Origin of the sequence: Polynucleobacter sphagniphilus, from assembly GCF_001953355.1 — a bacterium.
Lineage (GTDB): Bacteria > Pseudomonadota > Gammaproteobacteria > Burkholderiales > Burkholderiaceae > Polynucleobacter > Polynucleobacter sphagniphilus.
Genome location: NZ_MPIY01000003.1, coordinates 156,180 through 180,655 on the forward strand (window position 1 = coordinate 156,180; position 24,476 = coordinate 180,655).

At 44.6% G+C, this 24,476-nt stretch carries 22 protein-coding genes, 1 tRNA gene and 1 pseudogene; 13 read left to right on the forward strand and 11 right to left on the reverse strand.

Going from position 1 to position 24,476, the window contains the following annotated elements; all coding sequences use genetic code 11:
- Nucleotides 1–205: 205 nt before the first annotated feature.
- Nucleotides 206–1,603: a coniferyl aldehyde dehydrogenase gene (locus BOQ04_RS04465; RefSeq protein WP_076023575.1), complete on the reverse strand. Its 1,398-nt coding sequence runs from the start codon at nucleotides 1,601–1,603 to the stop codon at nucleotides 206–208.
- A gap of 52 nt (nucleotides 1,604–1,655) precedes the next feature.
- Between BOQ04_RS04465 and msrA the strand changes: the two genes are divergently transcribed.
- Nucleotides 1,656–2,228 (forward strand): peptide-methionine (S)-S-oxide reductase MsrA, encoded by a 573-nt coding sequence (gene msrA / locus BOQ04_RS04470; protein WP_076023576.1) that lies wholly within the window; start codon nucleotides 1,656–1,658, stop codon nucleotides 2,226–2,228.
- Between the two features lie 29 nt (nucleotides 2,229–2,257).
- Here msrA and pdxH read toward each other — a convergent pair whose 3' ends face one another.
- On the reverse strand, nucleotides 2,258–2,893 hold the full coding sequence (pdxH, locus tag BOQ04_RS04475) for a pyridoxamine 5'-phosphate oxidase (RefSeq protein WP_076023577.1): 636 nt from the start codon (nucleotides 2,891–2,893) through the stop codon (nucleotides 2,258–2,260).
- Nucleotides 2,894–2,915: 22 nt separating this feature from the next.
- On the opposite strand from pdxH, the gene BOQ04_RS04480 reads away from it, so the two are divergent.
- The 6 genes from BOQ04_RS04480 to BOQ04_RS04505 all read left to right on the forward strand — a co-directional run bounded on the left by BOQ04_RS04480 (nucleotide 2,916) and on the right by BOQ04_RS04505 (nucleotide 10,775).
- Entirely contained in the window at nucleotides 2,916–3,665 is a 750-nt protein-coding gene (locus tag BOQ04_RS04480) for a tRNA threonylcarbamoyladenosine dehydratase (RefSeq protein WP_076023578.1), read from the forward strand.
- Nucleotides 3,666–3,897: 232 nt separating this feature from the next.
- Nucleotides 3,898–5,271 (forward strand): amino acid permease, encoded by a 1,374-nt coding sequence (locus BOQ04_RS04485; protein WP_076023579.1) that lies wholly within the window; start codon nucleotides 3,898–3,900, stop codon nucleotides 5,269–5,271.
- A 20-nt stretch (nucleotides 5,272–5,291) separates the two neighbouring features.
- Entirely contained in the window at nucleotides 5,292–6,410 is a 1,119-nt protein-coding gene (gene ald / locus BOQ04_RS04490) for an alanine dehydrogenase (RefSeq protein WP_076023580.1), read from the forward strand.
- Between the two features lie 81 nt (nucleotides 6,411–6,491).
- Nucleotides 6,492–7,067 carry a TMEM165/GDT1 family protein gene (locus BOQ04_RS04495; protein ID WP_076023581.1) on the forward strand — a complete coding sequence of 192 codons (576 nt, stop codon included), beginning with the start codon at nucleotides 6,492–6,494 and terminating at the stop codon, nucleotides 7,065–7,067.
- A 26-nt stretch (nucleotides 7,068–7,093) separates the two neighbouring features.
- The gene (gene pepN / locus BOQ04_RS04500; protein ID WP_076023582.1) at nucleotides 7,094–9,691 is read left to right on the forward strand and encodes an aminopeptidase N; all 2,598 of its coding nucleotides are present in this window, start codon (nucleotides 7,094–7,096) and stop codon (nucleotides 9,689–9,691) included.
- A gap of 73 nt (nucleotides 9,692–9,764) precedes the next feature.
- Nucleotides 9,765–10,775, forward strand: coding sequence for a class 1 fructose-bisphosphatase (locus tag BOQ04_RS04505; protein ID WP_083657512.1), 1,011 nt, complete (start codon nucleotides 9,765–9,767; stop codon nucleotides 10,773–10,775).
- A 78-nt stretch (nucleotides 10,776–10,853) separates the two neighbouring features.
- Here BOQ04_RS04505 and cphA read toward each other — a convergent pair whose 3' ends face one another.
- Entirely contained in the window at nucleotides 10,854–13,424 is a 2,571-nt protein-coding gene (gene cphA / locus BOQ04_RS04510) for a cyanophycin synthetase (protein WP_076023583.1), read from the reverse strand.
- A 32-nt stretch (nucleotides 13,425–13,456) separates the two neighbouring features.
- Nucleotides 13,457–15,616 (reverse strand): annotated as a pseudogene (locus tag BOQ04_RS04515) (cyanophycin synthetase); the annotation flags it as partial.
- Between the two features lie 196 nt (nucleotides 15,617–15,812).
- Between BOQ04_RS04515 and BOQ04_RS04520 the strand changes: the two are divergent.
- The 4 genes from BOQ04_RS04520 to BOQ04_RS04535 all read left to right on the forward strand — a co-directional run bounded on the left by BOQ04_RS04520 (nucleotide 15,813) and on the right by BOQ04_RS04535 (nucleotide 20,354).
- Complete coding sequence (locus BOQ04_RS04520; protein ID WP_076023584.1) at nucleotides 15,813–18,152, forward strand: cyanophycin metabolism-associated ABC transporter; 2,340 nt, start codon at nucleotides 15,813–15,815, stop codon at nucleotides 18,150–18,152.
- Entirely contained in the window at nucleotides 18,149–18,610 is a 462-nt protein-coding gene (locus BOQ04_RS04525; RefSeq protein ID WP_076023585.1) for a cyanophycin metabolism-associated DUF1854 family protein, read from the forward strand. Before BOQ04_RS04520 ends, BOQ04_RS04525 begins: the two co-directional genes overlap by 4 nt.
- Nucleotides 18,611–18,779: 169 nt before the next feature.
- The gene (locus tag BOQ04_RS04530; protein WP_071461808.1) at nucleotides 18,780–20,261 is read left to right on the forward strand and encodes a phage integrase SAM-like domain-containing protein; all 1,482 of its coding nucleotides are present in this window, start codon (nucleotides 18,780–18,782) and stop codon (nucleotides 20,259–20,261) included.
- 19 nt (nucleotides 20,262–20,280) lie between these two features.
- Nucleotides 20,281–20,354 (forward strand) — tRNA-Thr (locus BOQ04_RS04535).
- Here BOQ04_RS04535 and BOQ04_RS10800 read toward each other — a convergent pair.
- The 3 genes from BOQ04_RS10800 to BOQ04_RS04540 all read right to left on the reverse strand — a co-directional run bounded on the left by BOQ04_RS10800 (nucleotide 20,355) and on the right by BOQ04_RS04540 (nucleotide 21,188).
- Nucleotides 20,355–20,525 (reverse strand): hypothetical protein, encoded by a 171-nt coding sequence (locus BOQ04_RS10800; protein WP_198929283.1) that lies wholly within the window; start codon nucleotides 20,523–20,525, stop codon nucleotides 20,355–20,357.
- A gap of 4 nt (nucleotides 20,526–20,529) precedes the next feature.
- Nucleotides 20,530–20,673, reverse strand: coding sequence for a hypothetical protein (locus BOQ04_RS10805; protein WP_015421393.1), 144 nt, complete (start codon nucleotides 20,671–20,673; stop codon nucleotides 20,530–20,532).
- 68 nt (nucleotides 20,674–20,741) lie between these two features.
- On the reverse strand, nucleotides 20,742–21,188 hold the full coding sequence (locus tag BOQ04_RS04540; protein ID WP_076023586.1) for a DUF6641 family protein: 447 nt from the start codon (nucleotides 21,186–21,188) through the stop codon (nucleotides 20,742–20,744).
- Between the two features lie 147 nt (nucleotides 21,189–21,335).
- On the opposite strand from BOQ04_RS04540, the gene BOQ04_RS04545 reads away from it, so the two are divergent.
- Nucleotides 21,336–21,965 carry a hypothetical protein gene (locus BOQ04_RS04545; protein WP_076023587.1) on the forward strand — a complete coding sequence of 210 codons (630 nt, stop codon included), beginning with the start codon at nucleotides 21,336–21,338 and terminating at the stop codon, nucleotides 21,963–21,965.
- A gap of 316 nt (nucleotides 21,966–22,281) precedes the next feature.
- Nucleotides 22,282–22,944: a tyrosine-type recombinase/integrase gene (locus BOQ04_RS04550; protein WP_233126636.1), complete on the forward strand. Its 663-nt coding sequence runs from the start codon at nucleotides 22,282–22,284 to the stop codon at nucleotides 22,942–22,944.
- Here the strand turns inward: BOQ04_RS04550 and BOQ04_RS04555 are convergent, their stop codons facing one another.
- From BOQ04_RS04555 to BOQ04_RS04570, 4 genes are read right to left on the reverse strand one after another with little or no spacing between them, the layout of a single operon-like run.
- Nucleotides 22,945–23,151: a hypothetical protein gene (locus BOQ04_RS04555; protein WP_076023588.1), complete on the reverse strand. Its 207-nt coding sequence runs from the start codon at nucleotides 23,149–23,151 to the stop codon at nucleotides 22,945–22,947.
- Nucleotides 23,152–23,158: 7 nt separating this feature from the next.
- Nucleotides 23,159–23,806 carry a hypothetical protein gene (locus BOQ04_RS04560; protein ID WP_076023589.1) on the reverse strand — a complete coding sequence of 216 codons (648 nt, stop codon included), beginning with the start codon at nucleotides 23,804–23,806 and terminating at the stop codon, nucleotides 23,159–23,161.
- 2 nt (nucleotides 23,807–23,808) lie between these two features.
- On the reverse strand, nucleotides 23,809–24,180 hold the full coding sequence (locus BOQ04_RS04565) for a hypothetical protein (RefSeq protein WP_071467645.1): 372 nt from the start codon (nucleotides 24,178–24,180) through the stop codon (nucleotides 23,809–23,811).
- Between the two features lie 3 nt (nucleotides 24,181–24,183).
- On the reverse strand, nucleotides 24,184–24,471 hold the full coding sequence (locus BOQ04_RS04570) for a hypothetical protein (protein WP_071467644.1): 288 nt from the start codon (nucleotides 24,469–24,471) through the stop codon (nucleotides 24,184–24,186).
- Between the last annotated feature and the right edge of the window lie 5 nt (nucleotides 24,472–24,476).

The window sequence follows — 24,476 nt, forward strand, 5'->3', positions numbered from 1 at the left end:
AGGCATCGACCATCAGACAGGCGGCAGCGCGTTTTTTGAACTTCGGTGTTTATGGCTTCTAAACGGTACGCTGAAATATAGCTGGGGGGCGATGAATCAAATTGCTTTAAAAAAGCCCCTCATTATGGCATTTTGAAGCTTGGATTACAAGGGTTATCCTCGATTAATCTGTATTAATTGAAAGAAAGTCCCAAATAGATCAAGATTACTTCAGCCAGCGCAGCAATCGCTCTGTGCCCTTGCCATAAGGTGGGCGAACTAATTTAGTGGCGCGCAAGAAATTCAGGCCAAACAGTCCTCTTGCCTCCAAAATCGATTTGCTGTGACTAAAAGTATCGAAGCCCGCTTTGCCATGATAAGCACCCATACCGCTCGCTCCAATGCCTCCAAAAGGCAATTCTTCAACTGCTACATGCAACAGAGTGTCATTGACAGTGACACCGCCAGAGCGGGTTTCATTGAGGATGCGCTCCATGGCTTTCTGATCTCTTCCGAACCAATATAAGGCAAGAGGATTGGGTTTGGAATGGATGTAGTTGATTGCAGCGTTGGCATCTTGAGCAATCACAATGGGAAGAATGGGTCCAAACAATTCTTCCTGAAGGGCTGCTGCATCTTGTGGGGTGTTGAGTAGAGCGACGGGTGTAAATCGTCTAAGGCCGCTAGGATCAGCATCGAGCAGGGTAATCACTTGCGCCCCTCGTTGAACAGCATCATTGACTAGGAATTCCCAGCGCTGCAATTGCGAATCATCAATTGGACCTGTTAATTCTTCTGGATTGGAGAAGAGCGCTTTTGCTGCAGCTCGTAACTCTATAATAAAAACTTCAAGCTGATTTTGTCCAATCAAAATATAGTCTGGAGCAATGCAGGTTTGTCCACCATTAAAAAGCTTGCCATAGATAATGCTTCGGGCTGCATCCTTCAAATTGGCTGAGGGATCCACGACTGCTGGAGACTTACCACCCAGCTCCAGAGTAACTGGTGTCAAGCTCTCAGCTGCGGCACGCATCACTTTTTTCCCAATATTCTCTGAGCCAGTAAAGAAGAGGTGATCAAAAGGTAATTGCGCAAATGCTTCTGCAACTTCGGCATCACCAGTGGTGACGCTAAATTCACTGGGGTGAAAGTATTCGTTAATGAGGTTAGCCAAAAAGCCGGAGGTGCGCGAACAGCGCTCGGATGGTTTGAGCCAAACGCGATTGCCAGCAGCAAAGGCGGCAATCGCTGGAATCAAAGCCAATTGAATGGGGTAGTTCCAGGGGCTGATGATGCCTACTACTCCAATAGATTGTTTCATGATCCATGCATATGAGGAACCCATAGTGAAGGGCGCAGACTTCAGTTCTGGCTTCATCCACTCTTTCAGGTGTTGGCGCGTGTATTTGCACGCTTGGTAAATCATCTGAAATTCTGCCAAGCTGGTTTCAACCTGATGCCGAACCCCAAAATCAGCGCTCACTGCTTTGCAGATTTTTTCCTCATTGGCCTCAATCATTTTTTGGATGCGAGCAATCCGCTCCAATCGAACCTCTAAAGTAGGATTGGGCTCTGCATTAAAAGCGGCTTTAATTTCATCAAGTTGGAGCGTCAGGCGATTCATGGGGTTATTTCGGTGTTAAGCAAACGATTGAATAAGGCATTAGGATAAAGCTATGAACGAGACTATGAATAAAAACGATGCTGTCTTAGAGCGTGCCACCCTAGGTGGGGGCTGTTTTTGGTGCCTGGAAGCTGTTTATCAGCAAATTACTGGGGTAAAAGCTGTGATTTCAGGCTACGCAGGTGGTGCCAGGCCGAATCCCAGTTATGAATCGGTTTGTACTGGCGTAACTGGTCACGCTGAAATTGTGGACATCTACTTTGATCCAGGGGTGATTTCGTTTCGGGATTTACTAGAGATCTTTTTTGTGATTCATGATCCAACCACGCTCAATTACCAAGGCCATGATCGGGGTACACAGTATCGTTCTGTGATCTTTACGCACAGTGAAGCGCAATATCAAATTGCACATGAAGTGGTCAAAGAATTAGATGCTTCCGGAATCTATGCAACTCCAGTCGTTACTCAAATAGATGCGGCACCCACTATTTATCCTGCTGAGGACTACCATCAGGATTATTTCCGTCAAAACCCAGGTCAGGGTTACTGCATGGCAGTTGTAGCGCCAAAGTTGGCAAAATTTAGAGCGAAATTTAAAGCCTTAATAGTGCCAGAGTTTCAATAAGCGCACATCAGCACGAAGCAATTCAAATCTCAGGGCGCTAAACGCGTAATCTTCCACTCACCCCCATCGAGTCGGTAGTGGATTCTGTCATGCAGGCGGGAGGGGCGACCTTGCCAAAATTCAATATCAGTGGGGTGCAAGCGATAGCCTCCCCAATGCTCTGGGCGGGGTGGAGCATCACCAAATTTTTCCTTTAAACGTTTTTCAGCTTCCTCTAGAAACTCTCGATTCGGAATTTCGGCACTTTGAGGAGATGCCCACGCACCTATTCTGGAGGCAGGTGGGCGGGAGTGGTAGTAGTCATCACTCTCAGCACTGGTCACACGCTCGACCTTGCCCTTAATACGAACCTGACGCTCTAATTCATGCCAATGAAACAGGAGGGCTGCCTGGGGACGGACTGCCAATTCTTTACCTTTTTGGCTTTCGTAATTGGTGAAAAAGGTAAATCCATTCTGATCAGCCCCTTTTAGTAAGACAATACGGGCTGAGGGATTCCCCATTGCATCCGCAGTTGCAAGCGTCATTGAGTTGGGCTCTGGGCATTGTGCCTTGATTGCTTGGTCAAACCAGAGTTGAAAAAGGAGCAGCGGATCGGCTGATACTTCAGTTTCTGAGAGCTGACCAAGGGTATAGTTTTTGCGGAGCTGGGCAATGGAGTTCATTTTTTCAGTATAAAGAGAAGCTATGGCAGAAGACAATATCGAAGACCGTCGTTTTGGAGGTGTAGGTCGCCTCTATGGCCCAGTGTTACGAGAGCGCTTTCTTAATGCCACGGTAGTAGTTGCCGGCTTAGGTGGCGTTGGATCCTGGGCGGCTGAAGCACTTGCCCGAACTGGTATTGGTCATCTGGTATTGATCGACTTTGATCATATCGCTCAGAGCAATACCAATCGTCAGTTGCATGCCTTAGAAGGGCAGTATGGCAAAGCAAAAGTCCAGGCAATGAGCGAACGTATGCGTCTCATCAATCCAGATATGAGGATCACGGAGCACGATGAGTTTTTGGATCCCGAAAACCTAGATCGACTGATTCCGGGCGATGCGTTCATCTTAGATGCCATGGATTCAGTGCAAACTAAAATTGCCTTGGTGGCTTGGGCGGTAAAAAATAATCGTGCTTTAGTCATGTGCGGCGCAGCTGGGGGAAAAACAGATCCCACCTCCGTGCGCTGTAGTGATCTTTCCAGAACTGAGCAAGATGCCTTATTGGCTAAGGTGCGTCAAGAACTCCGCCAAAAGCATGGCTTCTCCCGAGACCTAAAAAAGAAAATGGGTGTGCGCGCTATTTATACACATGAGCCACGTGCAGGAGCGGCTGCGGGTGGTTTAGCATGTTCTGGCTATGGTTCAACCGTAATGGTTACTGCAGCCTGTGGACTTGCGGCGGCTGCAGAAATACTGAACTTAATCGGTGCATCAGCTGAAATAACCTGAAGAAGCAATAATTTATTAAGGGGATTCCCTGTAGGAACTTACTTATTCTGTGGTCATCCTCAACTTGAGAATCTTCATCAAAGCCTCTGTTCATCTGCGCTTTGATTTTTAGTAGATCACTTTTTATTCTTTTCATTACTTTAGGCACTTTTATGCGCTGGTGATTCTGCCAACTCCTCCCTAGACTTTGCTCCGTCGGCACATTAGCCGCGATTAAACAAAGGAGGTCTTTTTGCAGACAGAACATACTGGCTTAAAACGCCATCTCAAAGTACGCCATATTCGCTTGATGGCTTTGGGATCGACTATCGGTGTGGGATTGTTTTTAGGGTCCGCAAGCGCGATTCAAATTGCTGGACCATCCATCCTCCTTGCTTATCTACTAGCGGGAATTGTTGCCTTTATCGTCTTGCGAACTCTGGGCGAGATGGCAGTGCATGAGCCGGTTGCGGGCTCTTTTGCAGCATATGCAAATACCTATGTGGGACCACTTGCTGGCTATATGGTGGGCTGGGGCTATTGGACCTATTGGATTGTGGTGGGAATTGCCGAGGTAACAGCGGTAGGGATTTATATGACGATCTGGTTCCCCGAAATCCCGCAATGGATATGGGCACTCTCATCGATTGTCATGATGGGCTTCATTAATTTAATTGCGGTCAAGGTGTTTGGTGAGTTTGAGTTTTGGTTTGCCTTGATCAAAGTCGTAGCAATTGTTGCCATGATTGCCTTAGGTGGTGCGGTCATTTTCTTTGGCTTTACCAATGATTGGCAGCCCCTGGGATTTGATAATTTGTGGCTGCATGGGGGATTTTTTCCAAACGGCTTTACTGGAATGCTCTTGTCCTTGCAAATGGTTCTATTTGCCTATGTTGGTATAGAGATGATTGGGTTATCAGCTGGTGAGGCCGAAAATCCGCAAAAAACGATTCCAATGGCAATTGATTCACTCGCTTGGCGAATCTTGATCTTTTACATGGGTGCAATCTTAGTCATTCTCGCGATTTTTCCCTGGAATGAAGTGGGTCAACACGGTAGCCCATTTGTGGTGATGTTTGAGCGTATCGGATTACGTGAGGCTGCGGGGGTCATTAATTTTGTGGTCATCACTGCGGCACTGTCTTCATGTAATGCCGGCATTTTTAGCGGCGGTCGTCTCTTATATGCTTTATCCGTCAATGGTTATGCCCCGGCACCTTTTGCAAAGCTCTCAAAGTATGGTGTGCCTCATCGTGCTGTCATGACCACTGTGGCAATTTGCATGACTGGGGTAGTGCTGAACTACTTTGTTCCTGATAAAGCCTTTCAATACATGATGGCCGCCGTAACCTTTGTGGGCTTGATGGTATGGATTGCCATCTTATTTACACAAATGAAGTTCCGTCATTCATTAACTGGCGAGCAGGTTGCCCAATTGGGTTATCGCGCGCCATGGTGGCCTTATTCCTCGTGGTTTGCATTGGCATTCATTTTCCTGGTCGTAGTAATGATGGGATTTCATGAGGATGCACGGATCGCTTTGATTTTGGGTCCATGTTTATTAGGGGTGTATCTAGCTATGTTTTATATCGTTGGCTTACATCGCAAAACGAAATTGAATCGGTAATTCAAATAAAGGAGATGGGAATGATTATTGGCGTACCTCAAGAAGTAAAAAATAACGAGTTTCGCGTTGGTCTCACACCAGGCAATGTGAGCGGTTTGTGTAGGCAAGGGCATGCTGTTTTAGTGCAACGTGGCGCAGGCGCACAAATTGGTTTAAGCGATGAGTCTTACCGTATTGCAGGAGCAACATTGATTAATAGCGCTGCCGAGGTTTACAGCAAAGCAGAGATGGTGGTGAAGGTAAAAGAGCCGCAAGCGCAGGAGTGCGCCATGTTGCGCGAAGATCAAATTCTTTTTACTTATTTGCACTTAGCTCCAGACCCAATGCAAACGAAAGCATTAATCAGTTCTGGCGCGAGCTGCATTGCTTATGAAACTGTGACCGGACAAGGTGGTGGGTTACCACTCTTAGCGCCCATGAGTGAAGTGGCAGGTCGCATGGCTATACAAGCCGCGGCCGCTCATTTAGAAAAAACCAATGGAGGTTTGGGTATTTTGATGGCAGGAGTGCCTGGAGTATCGGCCGCTAAGGTGGTCATTCTAGGTGCGGGTGTAGTGGGTCGTAACGCATTGCAAATGGCTACTGGAATGGGGGCTGATGTTTGTATTTTTGATCGTGATATTGAACGCCTGCGACAAATTGATTTTCTCTATGGCAATCGGGTAAGAACCTATTACTCAGATTCCTTATTGATCGAACAAGAGCTCATGGCCGCTGATGTAGTGATTGGAGCCGTTTTATTACCAGGTGCTGCAGCGCCCAAATTGGTAAGTGCAGAACTGATTCGAAAAATGAAAACGGGAGCTGTCGTAGTAGATGTGGCGATCGATCAGGGTGGATGTTTTGAAACATCCAAGCCAACAACGCATGCTGACCCTACATTTTTAGTTGATGGCGTTGTGCATTATTGCGTTGCCAATATGCCAGGCGCAGTTGCTAGAACCTCCACCTTTGCATTGACTAATGCTACTTACCCCTTTGTTGAGGCGCTAGCTAATCAGGGAATGATGCGTGCACTCTCTACAAACTATCACTTGAGGGATGGTTTAAGTGTGCATCGAGGTGTTCTCACGTCTGAGCCGGTAGCGCAGGCTCAATCCTTGAGTTTTGTGCCGGCTGAGGTGCTCTTGGCTGCTTAAAGACGGTGATGCAATCCTTCGCTATTGGCGAATTAGAAATTCATTGATAATGGATTTCTAACTCATTTAGCCAATTGACCTATGGACTTTTCAGCTCTAACCCTTTCTGCAGGAGTGGTTGCTCTTGCGGAAATGGGTGATAAAACCCAATTACTCTCTCTGATGCTCGCGGCACGCTACCCCAAGCAGGGCCTTGCGATTATTGCTGCCATTTTCTTTGCCACCATTGCAAATCATGCCTGCGCTGCCTATCTAGGTCATTGGCTTACTTCTTTTGTCAGTACCGAGGTTTTACGCTGGATATTAAGCGCTAGCTTTATCGGTATTGGCTTATGGCTTTTGGTGCCTGATGAGATTGATGAGACAGAAGGCTCCAAGGTGGCCAATAGCCCGTTGCAGGTTTTTATGCTGACCATAGGCCTTTTTTTCCTAGCTGAAATGGGGGATAAAACCCAAATTGCCACCATTGCCCTGGGTGCACGCTTTAACGATGTATTTTCAGTCACGATTGGCACTACTTTGGGGATGATGCTAGCCAATGTGCCGGCAGTATGGATTGGCCAGAAATTTACCCAAAAGATGCCCATTAAATGGGTTCATGCCATTGCTGCCATTACCTTCATTGGCATTGGCCTGACTGCATTGATTTGGGGATAAGCACTTAGGGCGATTAAAATTGCCTTATGAAAACTGATCTTCCCCAGAGCTTTCGTCGGCTCGAATACCGTCCCCCTAATTTCACTTTTGGAAAAGTTGCACTCGATATTGCCTTAGACCCTGCTCGCACGATCGTCAAGAGTAGCTTGGAGGTATTGCCAGGCCCCGAATTCAAACCAGGGGAGCCGCTGGTGCTACAAGGTCAAGAATTAGAATTTGTGAGTCTGCGCATTAACGGGGCAGCGCATCGCCATTTCGAATTAAATCCCGAATCAATAACGATTCACTCTCTTCCCAATGAAGGAAGGGAGGCTTTCATGGTAGAAATTATTTCCATCTGTGTGCCTGAGAAAAATACATCACTGATGGGTTTGTATGTCTCGAATGGCAATTTCTTTACTCAGTGTGAGGCTGAAGGATTTCGGAAGATTACTTACTTCTTAGATCGCCCTGATGTGATGGCCCGTTATACCGTCACATTAAGAGCACGTGAAACTGAATGCCCAGTATTGTTATCGAATGGCAATTTAATCCATAAGGAGAAGTTGCCTAATGGTTGGCACAGTGCTGTTTGGGAGGATCCATTTCCTAAGCCATCGTATTTATTTGCATTGGTTGCTGGTAAGTTGGAATGCATTGAGGAAACCATCACCACTGGCAGTGGAGCTAAAAAGTTACTGCAAATCTGGGTGGAGCCACATGATCTGAATAAAACCCGTCATGCAATGGATTCTCTAATCGCCTCAATCCACTGGGATGAAAAGCGCTATGGTCTTGAGCTTGATCTAGAGCGTTTCATGATTGTGGCTGTAGGTGATTTCAATATGGGCGCGATGGAGAACAAAGGCCTCAATATTTTCAATACCAAATATGTATTGGCGCAGCCTGAAACCGCTACCGATGCTGATTTTGCCAATATTGAAAGCGTTGTTGGTCATGAATATTTTCATAACTGGACTGGTAATCGGGTTACCTGTCAAGATTGGTTTCAGCTTTCTCTAAAAGAGGGTTTAACGGTTTTCCGCGATCAAGAATTTTCAGCCGATCAAATGGGTAGTGAGTCGGGCAGGGCGGTGAAGCGCATTGAGGACGTGCGTACCTTGCGTCAATTGCAGTTCCCTGAGGACGCAGGTCCCATGGCCCATCCGATTCGCCCAGATGAGTATCAAGAGATCAATAATTTCTATACCGTCACGGTATATGAGAAGGGCGCAGAAGTGGTGCGCATGTACCAAACCTTGCTTGGCGTTGATGGCTTTAGAAAAGGTATGGATCTGTATTTCAAGCGCCATGATGGCCAGGCGGTTACCTGCGAGGATTTCCTGGCGGCAATGGCTGATGCAAATGGACGCGATCTCACTCAATTTAAAAACTGGTACAGCCAAGCAGGAACGCCCAGAGTGAAGGTGGAGGAACATTACAACGAGGCCAGCAAGCAGTATGTGCTGACGCTCACCCAAAGCTCGGCCAAGGTAAATCAACAGCCTTTTCACATTCCACTCAAAATGCGTTTGCTCACTTCAAGCGATGATCAAAAGGAGCAATTGCTTGAGCTGACCCAAGAGAAGCAAAGCTGGACTTTTGAAAATATCTCGGAGGAGCCTGTGCTCTCGATTAATCGGGGATTCTCAGCGCCGATTATTCTGAACTTTGTTCAGGATGAGGCAGATTTGTTGACTTTATTTTCTAGCGATGACGATGCATTTAATCGCTGGGAAGCGGGGCAGAAACTTGCCATGCAATTTATCTTAGATAATCGCTTGCCTGGTGCCCAGCTAATTGCGGCATATCGCACGCTTCTATTGGATCCTGATTTAGATCCAGCGTTTAAAGAGCTTGCTATGACCTTGCCAGCTGAGGCATATTTATATGAGCAATGTGCAAGCGTTGACCCACAAAATATTTACAGTGCACGCCGCGCTTTCCGTCATGCCATCGCAACTGAGTTGCGCATGGAGTGGGCTGCTTTATATCAACAAATGCAAACGCCTGGTGACTTTAGTCCGGATGGCGTAAGCGCTGGTAAACGTTCCCTGAAAAACTTGGCATTAAGCATGTTGCTCGATGCCGATGTGGCAATCTGGTCAGCAATGGCAGTAAATCAATATCAAAATGCCAACAATATGACAGATCGTTATGCCGCATTGTCTGGATTGGTGGTGAATGGATCCAAGCAAGCTGGCATCTGTTTGCGAGATTTTTATACTCGCTTTACCGACGATGCATTAGTGATCGATAAATGGTTTGCGCTACAAGCAAGTCGTCCGCCTATTGCAGGCGTAGAGCCTGCTTTAGTGGATGTCATGCGATTACGGGAGCATGAGGCTTTCAAATTAAATAATCCCAATCGAGTTCGTAGCGTAATTCATGCATTCTGCATGGGTAACCCTGCTAGTTTTCATCAAGCCGATGGTAGTGGTTATGCATTTTGGGCCGATGCGGTTTTGACTCTTGACCCCATTAATCCGCAGGTGGCAGCCAGGTTAGCCCGCGGTTTAGACCGCTGGCGCTTGTTTGCAGAGCCTTATCAAAGCAAAATGCATGCCGCTTTAGAAAAAGTGGCTGCTAGCAAAACCTTATCAGCGGATGTACGAGAGGTCATTTCCAAGGCCTTGGCTAGTTAAGCCTCTTTACTTTTTAATAACAGGGCAAAATAGAGTCCATTGCAAGCTATAGCAATCCGAACGGAGAACTTTTTTGAACGCATCAACCAACTCAAATATCCAATTTAAACATTACCTTGAGACTTCCAAGGTGAAGGGCTTAGCTATTCCGGCAGGTTTGCAGCAGTTGCTACTCGCTGTGGCTGACACCTGCACCACCTTAAGTCATGAAGTTGCTCAAGGTGCGCTGATTGGATTGTTGGGTTCTGCTGGTACTGGTAATGTGCAGGGTGAGGTTCAGCAAAAGCTTGACATCATTGCAAACGACCTCCTGATTGAAGGTGTGCAAGCTTGCAAATCATTGGCAGGTTTAGCATCTGAAGAAATGGAGTTGCCTGTGGCAGTGCAGGGTACTGGTGATTATTTGCTCTTATTTGATCCACTTGATGGCTCTTCCAATATTGATGTCAATGTTTCTATTGGGACTATTTTTTCAATCCTGAAAAAACAAGATCCAACCGCGCCTTTGCAAACAGCTGATTTCTTATTATCTGGGCGCCATCAGGTGGCGGCTGGTTATGTTGTTTATGGCCCTCAGACGACCATGGCACTGACATTGGGCGATGGTGTTGTGATGTTTACCTTGAATAAGGATACTGGCCAGTTTGTATTAATCAAGCATGCAGTACAAATTTCTCCGGCAACTAAAGAGTTCGCTATCAATATGTCGAACATGCGTCATTGGGCCGAGCCAGTGCGTCGTTATGTAGAAGAATGCCTTGCTGGAGTAAGTGGTGAGCGTGATAAAGACTTCAATATGCGTTGGATTGCTTCAATGGTGGCAGATGTTCATCGAGTACTTTCTCGTGGCGGTATTTTTATGTACCCTTGGGATCAACGTGAACCGCACAAGCCAGGTAAGCTGCGTTTAATGTACGAAGCTAATCCAATGAGTTTTCTAGTGGAGCAGGCCGGTGGTGCCTCTACTAATGGTGAGCATTTGATTATGGACTTGCAGCCAAGCGATTTGCATGAGCGCGTATCTGTCATGCTTGGCTCCAAGGATGAGATTGAGCGTTTACAGCGCTATCACGCTAAAGTCTAGGGATCATTTTCAGACGCAAAATGTTGGAAATTAGAAAGCCCAATCAATGATTGGGCTTTTTCTTATGCACAAGACAAACTAGGCTTGTACTTTTTCCTTCAGATAGGCTAAAGACTCTTCAACTTGGTCAATCAAGATTAAGCAAATATCACCTTCCTCTAAGTCATTCAGGGCAGTGTCAATTGCCAAGAATTCGCCATAAATCTCCTTGACTTGTTTTGCCTTGCTGGCACCAACTAAGCCTTCTTGAAGCAGTTTTAATACTTCACCATCTTCACGTCCGCGTTGGCATTGATCTTGATACAAAATCACGTTGTCAAAGGCATTGCCCAAGATGCGCGTGAGATCGCGAATATCTTCATCACGACGATCGCCTGCACCGCTGATCACGACATGACTCTTTTTGGGTTTAAGAGCTTGTACAGCGCTTGCTAGAGCACGCATGGCATCGGGGTTGTGTCCATAGTCGGCGATGACTGTTGCGCCCTTATGCTTAAACTGGTTAAAGCGACCAGGTACTGCATTGGCAGTACTTTCAAATGTATTCAAGCCTCTGGCAATTTTTTCCGCATCCAAACCTAGTGCCCAAGCAGCGCCAATAGATGCCATGGTATTTTCAATCTGGAAGCCCAGTACACCATTTTGCGTTAAAGGTATTTCGCTGACAGGGAAGCGGAAAAGAACCCGTGATCCTTTTGATGCCACGATGTAAGTGCCATCAAAGTAGATCACTTTTTTGTTCTTAGCCCGATGTGCGGCAATGACGGGGTGGTGTTGGTCTTGGGCAAAGAAGATGACGCGACCAGTGCAAACGTCACCCATTTTGACAACCATCGGGTCGGTTGCATTTAGAACCGCTGCCCCAGTGGGCGCAACGTTTTGCACAATGACGCGTTTGAGAATCGCCAGATCTTCGACACTGGTGATGTAGTTCAAGCCAAGGTGATCACCTTCACCAATATTGGTAACCACTGCTACTTCGCAGCGATCAAATCCCAGGCCTTCACGCAGCATTCCGCCACGCGCTGTTTCAAGAACAGCTGCATCGGTATCGGGATGCATCAATACATTTCTGGCGCTGCGTGGTCCACTGCAGTCGCCAGAATCAATTAAGTGATTATTGATGTAGACGCCGTCGGTGGTGGTCATGCCAACACGTAAGCCAGTTTCATTTAATAAATGGGCAATTAAGCGCACGGTAGTGGTTTTACCGTTAGTGCCTGTCACAGCCACCACTGGAATGCGACCATCATCACCCAGAGGGAACATCATATTAATAATATCTTCACCGACAGCACGGCTTTTGCCGTATGAGGGTTTAAGATGCATTCTTAGGCCAGGGGCAGCATTGACTTCAACAATCCCGCCGCCTTGGGATTCCAGGGGTTTATAAATGGCCTCACAAAGAATATCCACTCCAGCAATATCTAAACCAATCATTTGTGCTGCAGCAATTGCGCTTGCTGCTACATCGGGATGCACATCATCGGTTACATCTGTCGCGGTCCCGCCAGTGCTGAGGTTCGCGTTGTTGCGTAACAAGACGCGTTCACCTGTTTTGGGAACGTAGTCAGGGGTGAGATTTAGGCCAGCAAGATGAGCAAGTGCAATGTCATCAAAACGAATCTTGGTTAGCGCAGTTGCATGACCATCGCCACGCAATGGATTTTTGTTTTCAATTTCAACTAATTGCGCAATGGTGTGGGTGCCATCGCCAACTACTTGAGCAGGCTCGCGTCGGGCTGCTGCAGCCAAGCGATTACCAACAACCAGTAGACGGTAGTCGGCGCCTGGCAGGTAGCGTTCAACAATCGTTTCCTGTCCAAATGCTTGCGTAACAATAAAGCCAGCGCGTACCTCTTCTTCGGTTTGAATGTTGGCTACCACCCCTTTACCCTGATTGCCATCTTTTGGTTTGAGCACAATTGGCCCGCCAATTTTTTGGGCTGCTCTCCAAGCATCGTCGGCATTAGTAACCACTTCACCAATCGGCACAGATACCCCTGCGGCTGCCAGTAAATTTTTAGTTAACTCTTTATCTTGTGCAATGGCTTCTGCAATCGCACTGGTATTGCTGGTCTCCGCAGCCTGTATACGTTTTTGTTTGCTACCCCAGCCAAACTGCACCATGCTGCCTTCAGTCATACGGCGGAAGGGGATGTTGCGCTGAACTGCAGCATCCACAATAGAGCCGGTGCTAGGGCCGAGACGAACATCTTCATACAAGGCTTCAAGTTCTGAGAGTGCAGCGGCTAAATCAAATGGGGCATTATTTAAGGTTGCCTGAATTAATGCAAAGGCAAAATCAAATGCCATGCGCCCAACAAGTTCCTCGATATATTCGACAACAACTTGATAGACGCCTGTTTCTACAGTTTGCACTGTTCTACTAAAGGTCACTGGACAGCCTGCTTGTGCCTGCAATCCTAAAGCAGCGTGCTCAAGAGCGTGTGCCAAAGAAAGCACCTCACCATGACCTCCGCGACGCATGCTTCCAAGCTGCGGAAAGCGTTCGCGAATCTTGGTTTCAAATTGGGGAATGAGGTCAATGGAGCGCTCGTTAGCATCGCAAGCAACAATTGCCTCTAAGGAAGTGTGGCGACTCCATAAGTTTGGACCGCGCAACATGCGGATACGGGTGATTTCCAATTAAGCCCCTACTGAATGCTGGGATGCGAAACAAACGTTTCTGCACCAGCCTCTATAACGTTGAATGGGATATCTAGCGCCCAAGCTGCTGCCATTGCAGCAGCTAAATTGATGGCATTCCAAGGTGTACTTGCATTGGGTACTAGGTGTTTTGGCACAGGAATTGCTTTTTGGGTGTGCTTACCTAAGTTCAAGGCAATTTGCTGTTTGCCGGCAATCACGGCTCGCCCACCATTTTGAAGATGTACTTTTACAATTTCAGACTCGGGATCTTGGGTGAAATAAATCACTTCACCATCGGATAGTTCAGCCATTTTTGCCACCATTGGATCGTCGGCATTGAGCACTGCCACCCCTGTTGGTAGGACGACATCGACCTGGGTACGCACAACGCTAAACACCTGGTCTTCATCATAGATGGCATATTCAGGAAAATTGGCCTTGGGATCCACATTCAAAACCACGCCAACCTGACAACGATCGTAAGCCAAACCTTCAATCAGCATGGAGAGGTGATTATTTTCAATCACAGCGGCTTCAACAGAACGATTTAACAAGGTGCGACGCGCATTTTCCCAATTGGCGGCATCACTTTTTTGAATAGCGCGCTGCCCAAAGAAAAGACCTTTACTGCATGCAAGACCAACATATAGATTAGTCAGGCGTAAAAAGTGTGCAATCATTTCTGCAACAGAAGTTTTGCCGCGCTCACCACAGATACCAATTACTGGAATGCGACAATCACTTCCAGGCGGGAAGAGGTGATCGGCAATTTCTTTACCAACAGGCTGGGGTTTGCCGCTAGCAGGCTTTAGATGCATCAGTAATCCTGGGCCTGCATTCACTTCAACAATCGCCGCATTTTGTTCTTCGAGCGGCCTGCCAATATCTTGCGCTACTAAATCCACGCCAGCAATTTCTAAGCCAACCACGCGGGCTGCTAAAGCAACTTGTCGTGCAACTTCTGGATGTATCGCGTCTGTGACATCAAAGGCAACATTGCCATTGCTCTGAATCAAGACTTTTTGGTCAAGGCTGGGGATGCTATCGCCGGTTAATTGTTGGCGCGCTAATTCCAGTTCAACTGCCGAGTCAATTCGGACTGGATTGAGCGGATGTTCTTCGGCAGTGCCACGCCTAGGATCTGAATTGATTTGGGATTGAATCAGTTCACGAACAGTATGTTGGCCATCGCCGGTGACCCAAACCGTTTCACCTTTAGCGGCTGCTACTACTTTATTGCCTACAACGAGTAGGCGGTGCTCGTCGCCCAGAATATGGCGCTCCACCAATACTTCACTGCCTTCATCGATGGCAACGGCATACGCCGCTTGAATTTCTTGTTGGGTATACAGATTGATAAATACGCCACGACCATGGTTACCGTCGATTGGCTTGACCACCACCGGCAAGCCAATTTCTTGCGCGGCTTCCCAGGCGTCATCAGGGCTCGTTACTGTTCTGCCTTCTGGAGTAGGGACACCAGCACTCGATAAAAGACTTTTGGTTAAGTCTTTATCCCGGGAGATGGTTTCGGCAATAGCGCTTGTTTGGTCGGTCTCGGCGGTCCAAATGCGACGCTGCTTTGCACCATAACCTAGTTGTACAAGATTACCTTCAGACAGGCGAATAGATGGGATACCTCGTTCTTCGGCTGCGTTGACAATACAAGCGGTGCTAGGGCCTAGTAACAAGTCATCACCCAGTTCACGTAGATTTTCAATAATAGTTTGAACTTCTGCGACTGGATCTTTGGTGTCTTGGGCTAGCGCAAGATAAAGATCTCTTGCATATTTCAGGGCAGTGAGGGTGACCTCTTCATTAATCGCGCTCACCATGACTTTGTAGACTCCGCGGCGATCACCATCTCGCGCTTTGCCAAATCCACCTGGAATCCCTGCGAGATTTTGTAGCTCAAGGGTGAGGTGCTCCAAAATATGGGCAGGCCACGTGCCTTCTTCAACGCGCTTTAGAAATCCGCCGGCCTCACCATAGCTGCAGCGATGCTCCTGTAGGCTTGGTAGGGCCTTAATGAGACGCTCATAAAAGCCGGGAATGAGGTTGGATGGGTAATCTTCCAAATCCCCAATATCGAGCCAAACCTCAATAATGGGGTGGTAGGTCCACATATTCGGGCCGCGGAGATGCTTGACGCTCAAGATCTTAATGGTTTTATCTAGTAATTGGGGCATAAACGGCGATGCGGTGAGGGCCACTTAAAGAGGGGCTCTCGGACTATCTCTCTGTCTCTAGTTGTTATTGAAAATCCACAAATTTAGCAAAAATACATAAAAAGCCTTACTTTCGTAATTTAACGGCTTTCTGGCTCAAAAAGTTGACATTGTTAATAAATCGAAAAAACTAGCCTCAACTATACTTTTAGTATTAATGAAGCCAGAAATTACTCCCATCACTTCGCCACTGCCTGCTGATTGGCTAGATCTTTTAAGCTCGATACCATCCATAGCGCTTGACCCTGGGGCTTTGATTGCCTGGGTTGAGTTGGATTTAGATGATGACTTGCGCTTTAAGAAAAGCCTCCTTTTGCTGACCAAGCAAAGTCTTATTTGGACAAACGGCACGCTTCATGAAACTTGGCCGATTCAAGTGGAAGCTCACCTTTCCCATGGGGATCATGCTGGCGTAGGGCATTTGAAGCTGGAGTTGACTAATAAATTATTACGTATTTGGTATTTCACGCTGGCGGTCAATCCTCAAATTCTGCGTTTGCAATCGGCCTATAGGCAATTAGCAGCCGGGAGCCAGCCCAATCAGGGTGCCCCGGAGGCGAATGAGTACGATAAGCAGGTCTGCCCGGTTTGCCTGAATGCAAAGCCAGCCAACTCGGATGCATGCTCGACCTGTGAGCCCGAGGATGACAAACCACCATCCACTTGGACCTTGTTTAAGTTATGGCGTTTTGCACGTCCATACAAAAAGCAGTTGCTCTTGGGTTTTATTCTTACACTGCTCTCCACTGGGGCGACTCTGATACCGCCTTACCTCACGATGCCTTTAATGGATCATGTCTTGATTCCTTATGAGCGTGGCAACCCCATTGATTTCCATTTGGCTAGCCTCTATTTGTTGGCCTTATTTGGCGCATCTCTTGTTGCATGGGGCTTAGGTTGGTGGAAGACTTACCTTTTGGCTTTGGTGAGCGAGCGGATTGGTGCAGATTTGCGTAACACCACCTTTGAGCATTTACTCAAGCTATCTTTGGAGTACTTCGGGGGCAAGAGGACGGGGGACTTGATTGCACGGATCGGCGCAGAAACCGATCGTATATGTGTGTTTCTCTCGCTCTACGCTTTGGACTTCGCCACAGATGTGTTGATGATCACCATGACGGCAGCCATTCTGGTGTCTATTGATCCCTTGCTTGCTTTGGTTACCTTGGCTCCATTGCCTTTTATTGTCTGGATGATCCACATCGTCCGTGACAAGCTGCGCTTCGGTTTTGAGAAGATCGATCGTATTTGGTCAGAGGTCACCAATATCTTGGCTGATACTATTCCCGGAATTCGGGTGGTGAAGGCCTTTGCTCAGGAAGATCGAGAGCTGAAGCGTTTTGTCGATTCCAATAAGCACAATCTACAAATCAATGACCGCGTGAACCGCGTGTGGGGATTGTTCTCGCCAACTGTCACGCTACTGACTGAAACTGGTTTATTGGTGGTGTGGGGCTTTGGTATTTGGCAGGTTGCTCACCGTCACATTACGGTGGGCGTATTAATTGCTTTCTTAGCTTATATCGGCCGCTTTTATATTCGCCTTGACTCAATGAGTCGGATTGTTTCGCATACGCAAAAAGCGGCAGCAGGGGCGAAACGTATTTTTGATATTTTGGATCACGTATCGAGTGTGCCCGAGCCTATCAACCCAGCGCCCTTAGGTGAGGTTAAAGGGCGTATCTCATTGCGCGGTGTGGGTTTCCGATACGGTAATCGCGCGGTTTCAAAAGGGATTGATTTAGATATTGCCCCTGGTGAAATGATTGGTTTGGTTGGGCATAGTGGATCGGGCAAGAGCACTTTAGTTAATTTAATCTGTCGCTTTTATGATGTGAGTTCTGGCGCTATTTGTTTGGATGATCGAGATATTCGTAGTATCGGAATTGCTGATTACCGCAAACGAATTGGCCTTGTATTGCAAGAACCCTTTTTATTCTTTGGAACGATTGCTGAGAATATTGCCTATGGCAAACCCAGCGCGACTCGCGAAGAAATCATCGAGGCTGCTCGTGCTGCCCATGCCCATGAATTTATTTTGCGCCTGCCTTTGGGTTACGACTCATTAGTAGGTGAGCGTGGCCAATCACTCTCTGGTGGTGAGCGTCAGCGCATCTCCATTGCCAGGGCTCTGCTGATCAATCCAAGTATTTTGATTTTGGATGAAGCAACTTCCTCGGTGGATACAACTACTGAGAAAGAAATTCAGCGAGCTTTAGATAATTTGGTTAAAGGCCGAACAACTATTGCGATTGCCCATCGTTTATCTACTTTGCGCAAAGCCGATCGCCTAGTGGTTTTAGATAAAGGTGAGATTGTCGAGATAGGCTCGCATGATGAGTTAATGGAAGCCAAGGGCGCTTATTACGCACTCTATCAAGCCCAGCTCAGGCATGCTGCAGAATTGGTTGAGGGTGGCGCTATTGGTGAAAGTCTGGAAGAGCATGGTGAAGAAGCTTTAGAGGTGATTGCCAAAGAGACTGGGGGTGGGGTGTGAGTCAGCGACTAGAACGCGATACCTTGGGACGCCTAGTATTTAAGGATCCCAATGGCAAGATGCATACTGGTGTTTATCCAGTGAGAGCATTTCCTATTACAGCCCCTGCGGCAGGTTTGTCGATCATGGATCAATCGGGTAAAGAGTTATGGTGGTATGCATCCATTGCCGCTATTCCAGAGTCTGAGCTCGCTCTGATTGAAGAAGAAATGACAGCGCGTGAATTTATGCCAGTCATTGAAAAAATTATCCAAGTCTCTACTTTTGCTACTCCAAGTATTTGGGATATTGAGACTGATAAAGGACCAACTCGGATTCGCTTAAAAGGTGAAGAAGATATTCGTCGTATTGCGGGCAACACACTCTTAATTGCTGACTCCAATGGCCTGCAGTTCCTCATTAAAGATTCAACAGCGCTAGATAAAAACAGCAAAAAATTACTCGATCGCTTCCGCTAAAATAAATGAGCGCCGCTTTAGCTCAGTTGGTAGAGCAGTTCATTCGTAACAACTTTGTTCGTCAAAAAAACAACAAAAATACTTATATAGAACATAGACTTAAGCATATATTTGTAGCATACCGAAAAGTATGCTACATTTTATACGTTACCTAACACACGTTAAAACAATGCGTAAGCGTTTAATTCCTAAAGTTGCTACCCAAGCATTAGCAAACGCTAAAAGTCGTAGCGTAGTGCCTATTAAAAGCACTATAGAAGCTATTAAAGGTTTTCCCAACAAACTTGTTATCTTCAAAATCCCTGCATCACCTTACTTTTGGGTGCGTTACTACGACAGCAAGCCAATTAAACGTAGCACCAAAACAGCAGACAAAGCACAAGCTATTAAGTTTGCTAAAGAGTTTTACGAGAGTTTGTTAGTTAATAAAAAGCTGGGAATTAGCGTTAATGCTAAGAAAACATCGTTTGTTGTCTGTGCTGAGCAAGTAATTGAGGCAGATAAGAACAAGGTTAAGCGTAAGGAATTGGCTGAAACTTACGTAAATTCACAAATAAACATCATTAGCAAACACATAATGACGTTCTTTAAGAATTACGAAATTAGCGATATTGACTACGCATTGCTAGACAAATTTAAGACGTATTTGTACGAAAAACAGCTATCCGCAGGCACTATTAAGATTAACTTTGTTTGCTTAAAGAAGATATTTGACTACGCACAGCGTAACAACATCATTAGCGCAAGCCCATTGTTGCCAAAAGTTAAGACTGTAGATAACGCACGTGGTTACTTCACTTTAGATGAATACAAGCATTTAAGACGTACTACGGCTAACTTAGTGGGAACAATAAGTGAAGTGATGCAGAAAGTTGGCGAAGGTGACGACGCTATTAATAAGAAGTTACGCAATATTGTGATTACGGAAGAAATTAAGCAATTAATTCCGTTTATGTTGTACACCTTCATACGCCCAACAGATATTAAGAATATTAAGCATAAGCACATTGACATTAGAGGCGGTGATGAAGGCGAGTATTTGTTTATGCCCATTCCGCCAAGCAAAAAGCATAGCAAGCCAATTACATCAATGCCACGTGCAACGGTGTTTTATAAAAGATTACGTGATGTACGGATTAAGGAATTAAAGCAAGCAAGTGCAGATAAAGATGCAAAGATTGATATAAGCGATGACTATTTGTTTATGCCACAGTATGCAAACAGAAATTATGCATATGCAAAGATAGCAAGACAGTTTGATGTATTGTTGGCGCAGGCTGGATTAAAAGTTAGTATTGACGATGATGTGCGTACCTTGTATTCAATGCGTCATACAAGCCTTATGTATCGCTTAAAGTATGGTGCAGAAATCAATCCACTTAAGTTAGCTAACAATGCACGTACAAGTGTAGAAATGTTAGAGCGGTTTTACTTGGCACAGTTGGAAAGTAGTGAATACACGAAAGACTTACACGCTAAGAAGGTTGTACGGAAACGTGACAACAAGAAGGAAAGTAAGATTGCAGTTTCAAAACCTGTGCATCCATCACTATTGCAATTGACTGATAAGGTAGCGAAGATAATTGATAAGACAGGAAGTAAACGAGGAATAACGTTTAGTGCAGATGGTGAAGGATTTGTAATAAAGTAATATTTGGTTGTGGATAAAAGCCGCTTTAGTTAAGTGATATAACAGTGCACTCGTAATGCTCAGTCACAAGTTTGATTCTTGTAAGCGGCACCATTAATTACCAAGCCGTACATCCTTAATCTGTTGCTGTGCCTTAGCAATCTTCTGTCTATCACGTTCAGCTTGTAGTGCTTTCGTACTAGCATCTTTTTGTCTCTTAAGTCCATCAATCCGTGCTTGCTGTGGTGTGAGTGGCTTAATTGCTGTAATTTCAAGTATCTTCATAGTACTAAAGTTGTGTAGGTTGATGTGGCACGTTACTGCTTCCGAATATTGCTTGGAATAACTTATATGCTTGTGCTTGATTTTGTGCATACAAAATAGTCTCAACCCACATACCACTAGCATTCACAATAGCTTTATATCGTCTCATAAAGTATTTATTGTTTTCTTATATTTACGTGCCCCAAATCCTTAAAACAATGGGGCACGTAACTAACACTATTTTTTAAATGCCTTGCGTGTAGCATCACTAACTTCACTAATTGCATCATCAAATTCACCAGCAATTACAGCTTCTTTAAGTTTGTGTAAAGTACCAATCAAAGCAGTACCATTCATTAACTCAATTGCGTTACAGCCTTTTTTCTTGTCCAAAGTCAGTGTTTTCGCACCATACTTAACAGCCAAGTTGATCTTGCCGTCTTCCGTAATCCAAAACCACTCCTTAACACGCTTAATAGTCTCAACAGTAGTACGTTCACCTGTTTCTTTATTAACTACTGTTTTAAGGCGTTTTGGTGCATAAGGTTGCTGATTACGCTTAGCTTCACACATATCTAACTGTTCCTGTACCTTAGCAAGTAGCTTATTGCGACGTAGCAATATTGGTGAAACAGCACTAGATTTAACGGTTGTGATTAGCTTTAAGTTTGTAACTATGCTCATTTGTAAGTTCTCCTATAAGTTAATGGGCATAGTTAATATATGGCTGATTTTTAGCTATTCCTACCGAAATCTGCCATCAAATCTCACTTTAAATGTTGTGATTTATGGTTTTTAAATAGGTTGATACGCATATAGATAAATAACTATATGTCTAATCACCAAGCTCTAAAGCAAGCATACGTAGCAACAATTAACCAATTAAGCCCACGCTTTACACACGCTGTAACGGTGACGTTTAAAACACGTGCTTACGTGCTACCAAAAAGCTATGCCAAATGCACCCAAAACCCCAATAACGTATTCGTCACTGCCCAAAAGTACCAACCAGAACGCTATAAATGGACGGATAAGAAGGTTTTGGGTGATTGGAAATGGTTAAACGAAGAAGTGGCAGAAAGCACTTTAGATTATTTTTACGCTAAGTTGGCATTTATGGCTTACGGAAAGGATACAAAACGCACATCAACAAAGGCATATTCACAGCCCACAATGCTAACAAGCATAGAAGGCTTAATTAGCGACAAACGCATACACGCACACTTAGCAATCGGTAACTTACCCGAAAACATTGATATTCGAAACACAATAGAACGAGCTTGGTGGGCTTGTGACTTTGCACATCACAGCATCGTCATCAAACCACTAAGCAACAGTTATGGCTGGCTTGACTACATTACAAAAGAAGCAAACGTTGGCAACGTAGAGGCTTTGCGAATACAAAGCATTAAACAACCCCAAATCTACTTAAGTGACATTGGCGTAGAAAACAGCTTGTAATTAAGCGGATTTGGACAATTTGGTAACAAGCAAGCATTACTGTTATTTAATGCTTAATGCGAAGCTTTACCTAAAATTTGCAAACAACAAAACACAACACCTCAAATTAACGCTGTAAGCAAAGAACTTAGCAAGCTGAATGCAAACGTAGCTGATTACATAAAAAACGCTACTGTGACGCTTTAAACAAGTCAGTTAATTAATGTGGGAATTAGACAACACGATTACTAAATACAACAATGCTTAGTTTTACATAAAAATAAACATTTATTTAGAAGATGACGTAACTACTTGATTATTGGAAAGAAAATACTTAATGCAAAGAAATCAAAAAGAGGTAGGAAAAAATAACAAAAGAAAACAATATATAGCTATTGCAAAATTATATTTAGGTGTGAAAACAATGGCTAAGCAAGCAAAAACATTAAATCAACAAGAGTTGCGTAGAGTTTTAGATTACGTAGCAACAAGAAAGCACGCATTACGAAATAGGGCGCTTATAACCATCAGTATGTATTCAGGTATGCGTTGCGGAGAAATTAGTAATTTACTGTATTCGGACGTAATTGATGCAGAAGGTAAGGTGCGTAACGAAATTAGATTACGTGCAGAAGATACTAAAACTAAAGAAGCACGTACAGTATTTGTTAGTGAGAAATTGCAGAAGGAATTACAGCAATACGCTAAAGTCTACAAACCTAAAGACGTTAATGTTAAGTTCATCTATTCACAAAAAGAAAATAGTGAAGGATTTTCGCCTAATACTCTCTGCCAGTTGTACTTCAATATCTACAAAGGTGCTGGTTTGCAAAATTGCTCAAGTCACTCAGGCAGACGTACATTTGCTACAGAGATTGCTAATAAAGGCGTAAGCATACGTGTATTGCAGAAGTTACTAGGGCATAAAAACATACAAACTACTTCAATTTACGTGGATGCTAATGATGATATGTTGAGAAAAGCCGTTAACTTAGCGTAGTTACTTGTTAAGTATTTCCTGCAACTTATCTTTATGTATTCTGCCGTCACCATCTAAGTCATCCATACTTACAAAGTAAAAATTACTTCTGTCAGTAATCTCAGCTTCAAATAAGCTAATTACTTCTTCCGTAGCAAAGTATTCCGATACTTTGCTTTGGCTATTATCGATGTCAAATAGTTTGTAGGAATAGACTTTAACTGGCATTGGGTAGTTAAATGTTTTTAGTGATTAGAAATAAGTAGGGCTTGCTGATTTCGTGTAAAAAATCTACGTATTGCTCTACTTCCCAATTGTTACTATTTCTAACGTGTGCTGTAACGCTATCAATGTAACTATCAACTTCTTTAACATTGTAGATTGCTTGATCTTCTTCGCCGTTGTTATTATAGATACGTACAGTAAATTGATCATATACATTATGCTTTTTGAATAGTTTTGCTAGCTCACCTTCAACGCTAAATGTAACTGTAAATTCACCGCCATAACTTTCCATATCGCAACGCAATACTTGCACATTGTATTTTTCTACAGTTTCATCGCTAAATTGCTCTAAACCATAACCACCACCTTTAGCAATTGACCAACTGCCAGTTTCTTCAATCTTTTCCGTAACCGATAGCTTAACTAACGTAGCGATAAAGTCTTCAATCCTATCTACAGCATTTCTAATCTCTAAATCTTGATTATTTTCCTTTTCACGTTTTTCCCAAATTGGTGAGCGATAGGTGGCAATATTATGTGTTGCTAATTCTCTACCTAATTCAACGCCTAAGTTAAATAAATCTTCTCTATTTAAGTTCCAAGTATGTGTAAGTTGCTCTGTTAATTTCTTATCAATTTCATCAAACTTATTTGCCATTTCTATTTCACTTTCTTAACCCTGCTCTTAGCAAGTTTGCGTAACTTGCGTGTTACGTAGTCAATCCACATATCTTCACTTGTTTGTCTTAAATCTTTAAACATAGTTACTACTAAAGCATTAGTCTTTTGTCCACCGTGTCCTGGCAACCTTAACCCCATATGTTTAATTACAGCACGTAGCCAAGCGTCCACGCTTTGATGCTCACCAGCAATTGACATATTTGAGTGTTGATAACTGTAGCTATACATTGGATCAACTTTTGGCATTGTTTCAAAGTAAAGTTGCGTTTCATATTGCTCTTTCAATTCAGCAATTTGCATCTGTAATTCAAACTTCTGCTCTTCAATTGTTTTGCTTGGCTTACGTGGCATAGCTTACTTTGCTTTTGGCTTGCGTTTTTTAACTTCAGTCTGCGTAATTGCAAAATTCTTAATCCCTGCTGCCTTACCAATAGCTGTCAATATTGCAATGTCGCTAATATCTTTAGTACTTGTTTTAATCGCATTAATAGCAGAAACAATATTCTGTCCTTTAATAAGTGCCTCCAACTCTGTTGCATAAGCCTTTTGCTCTAATGCCTTGTATGCCTCTTTTGCCTTTTCTAACTTTGCCTTATAGTCATCTGCCGTCATTACCTTGCGTGTACGTGTCCCTGTAGCCATAGTCA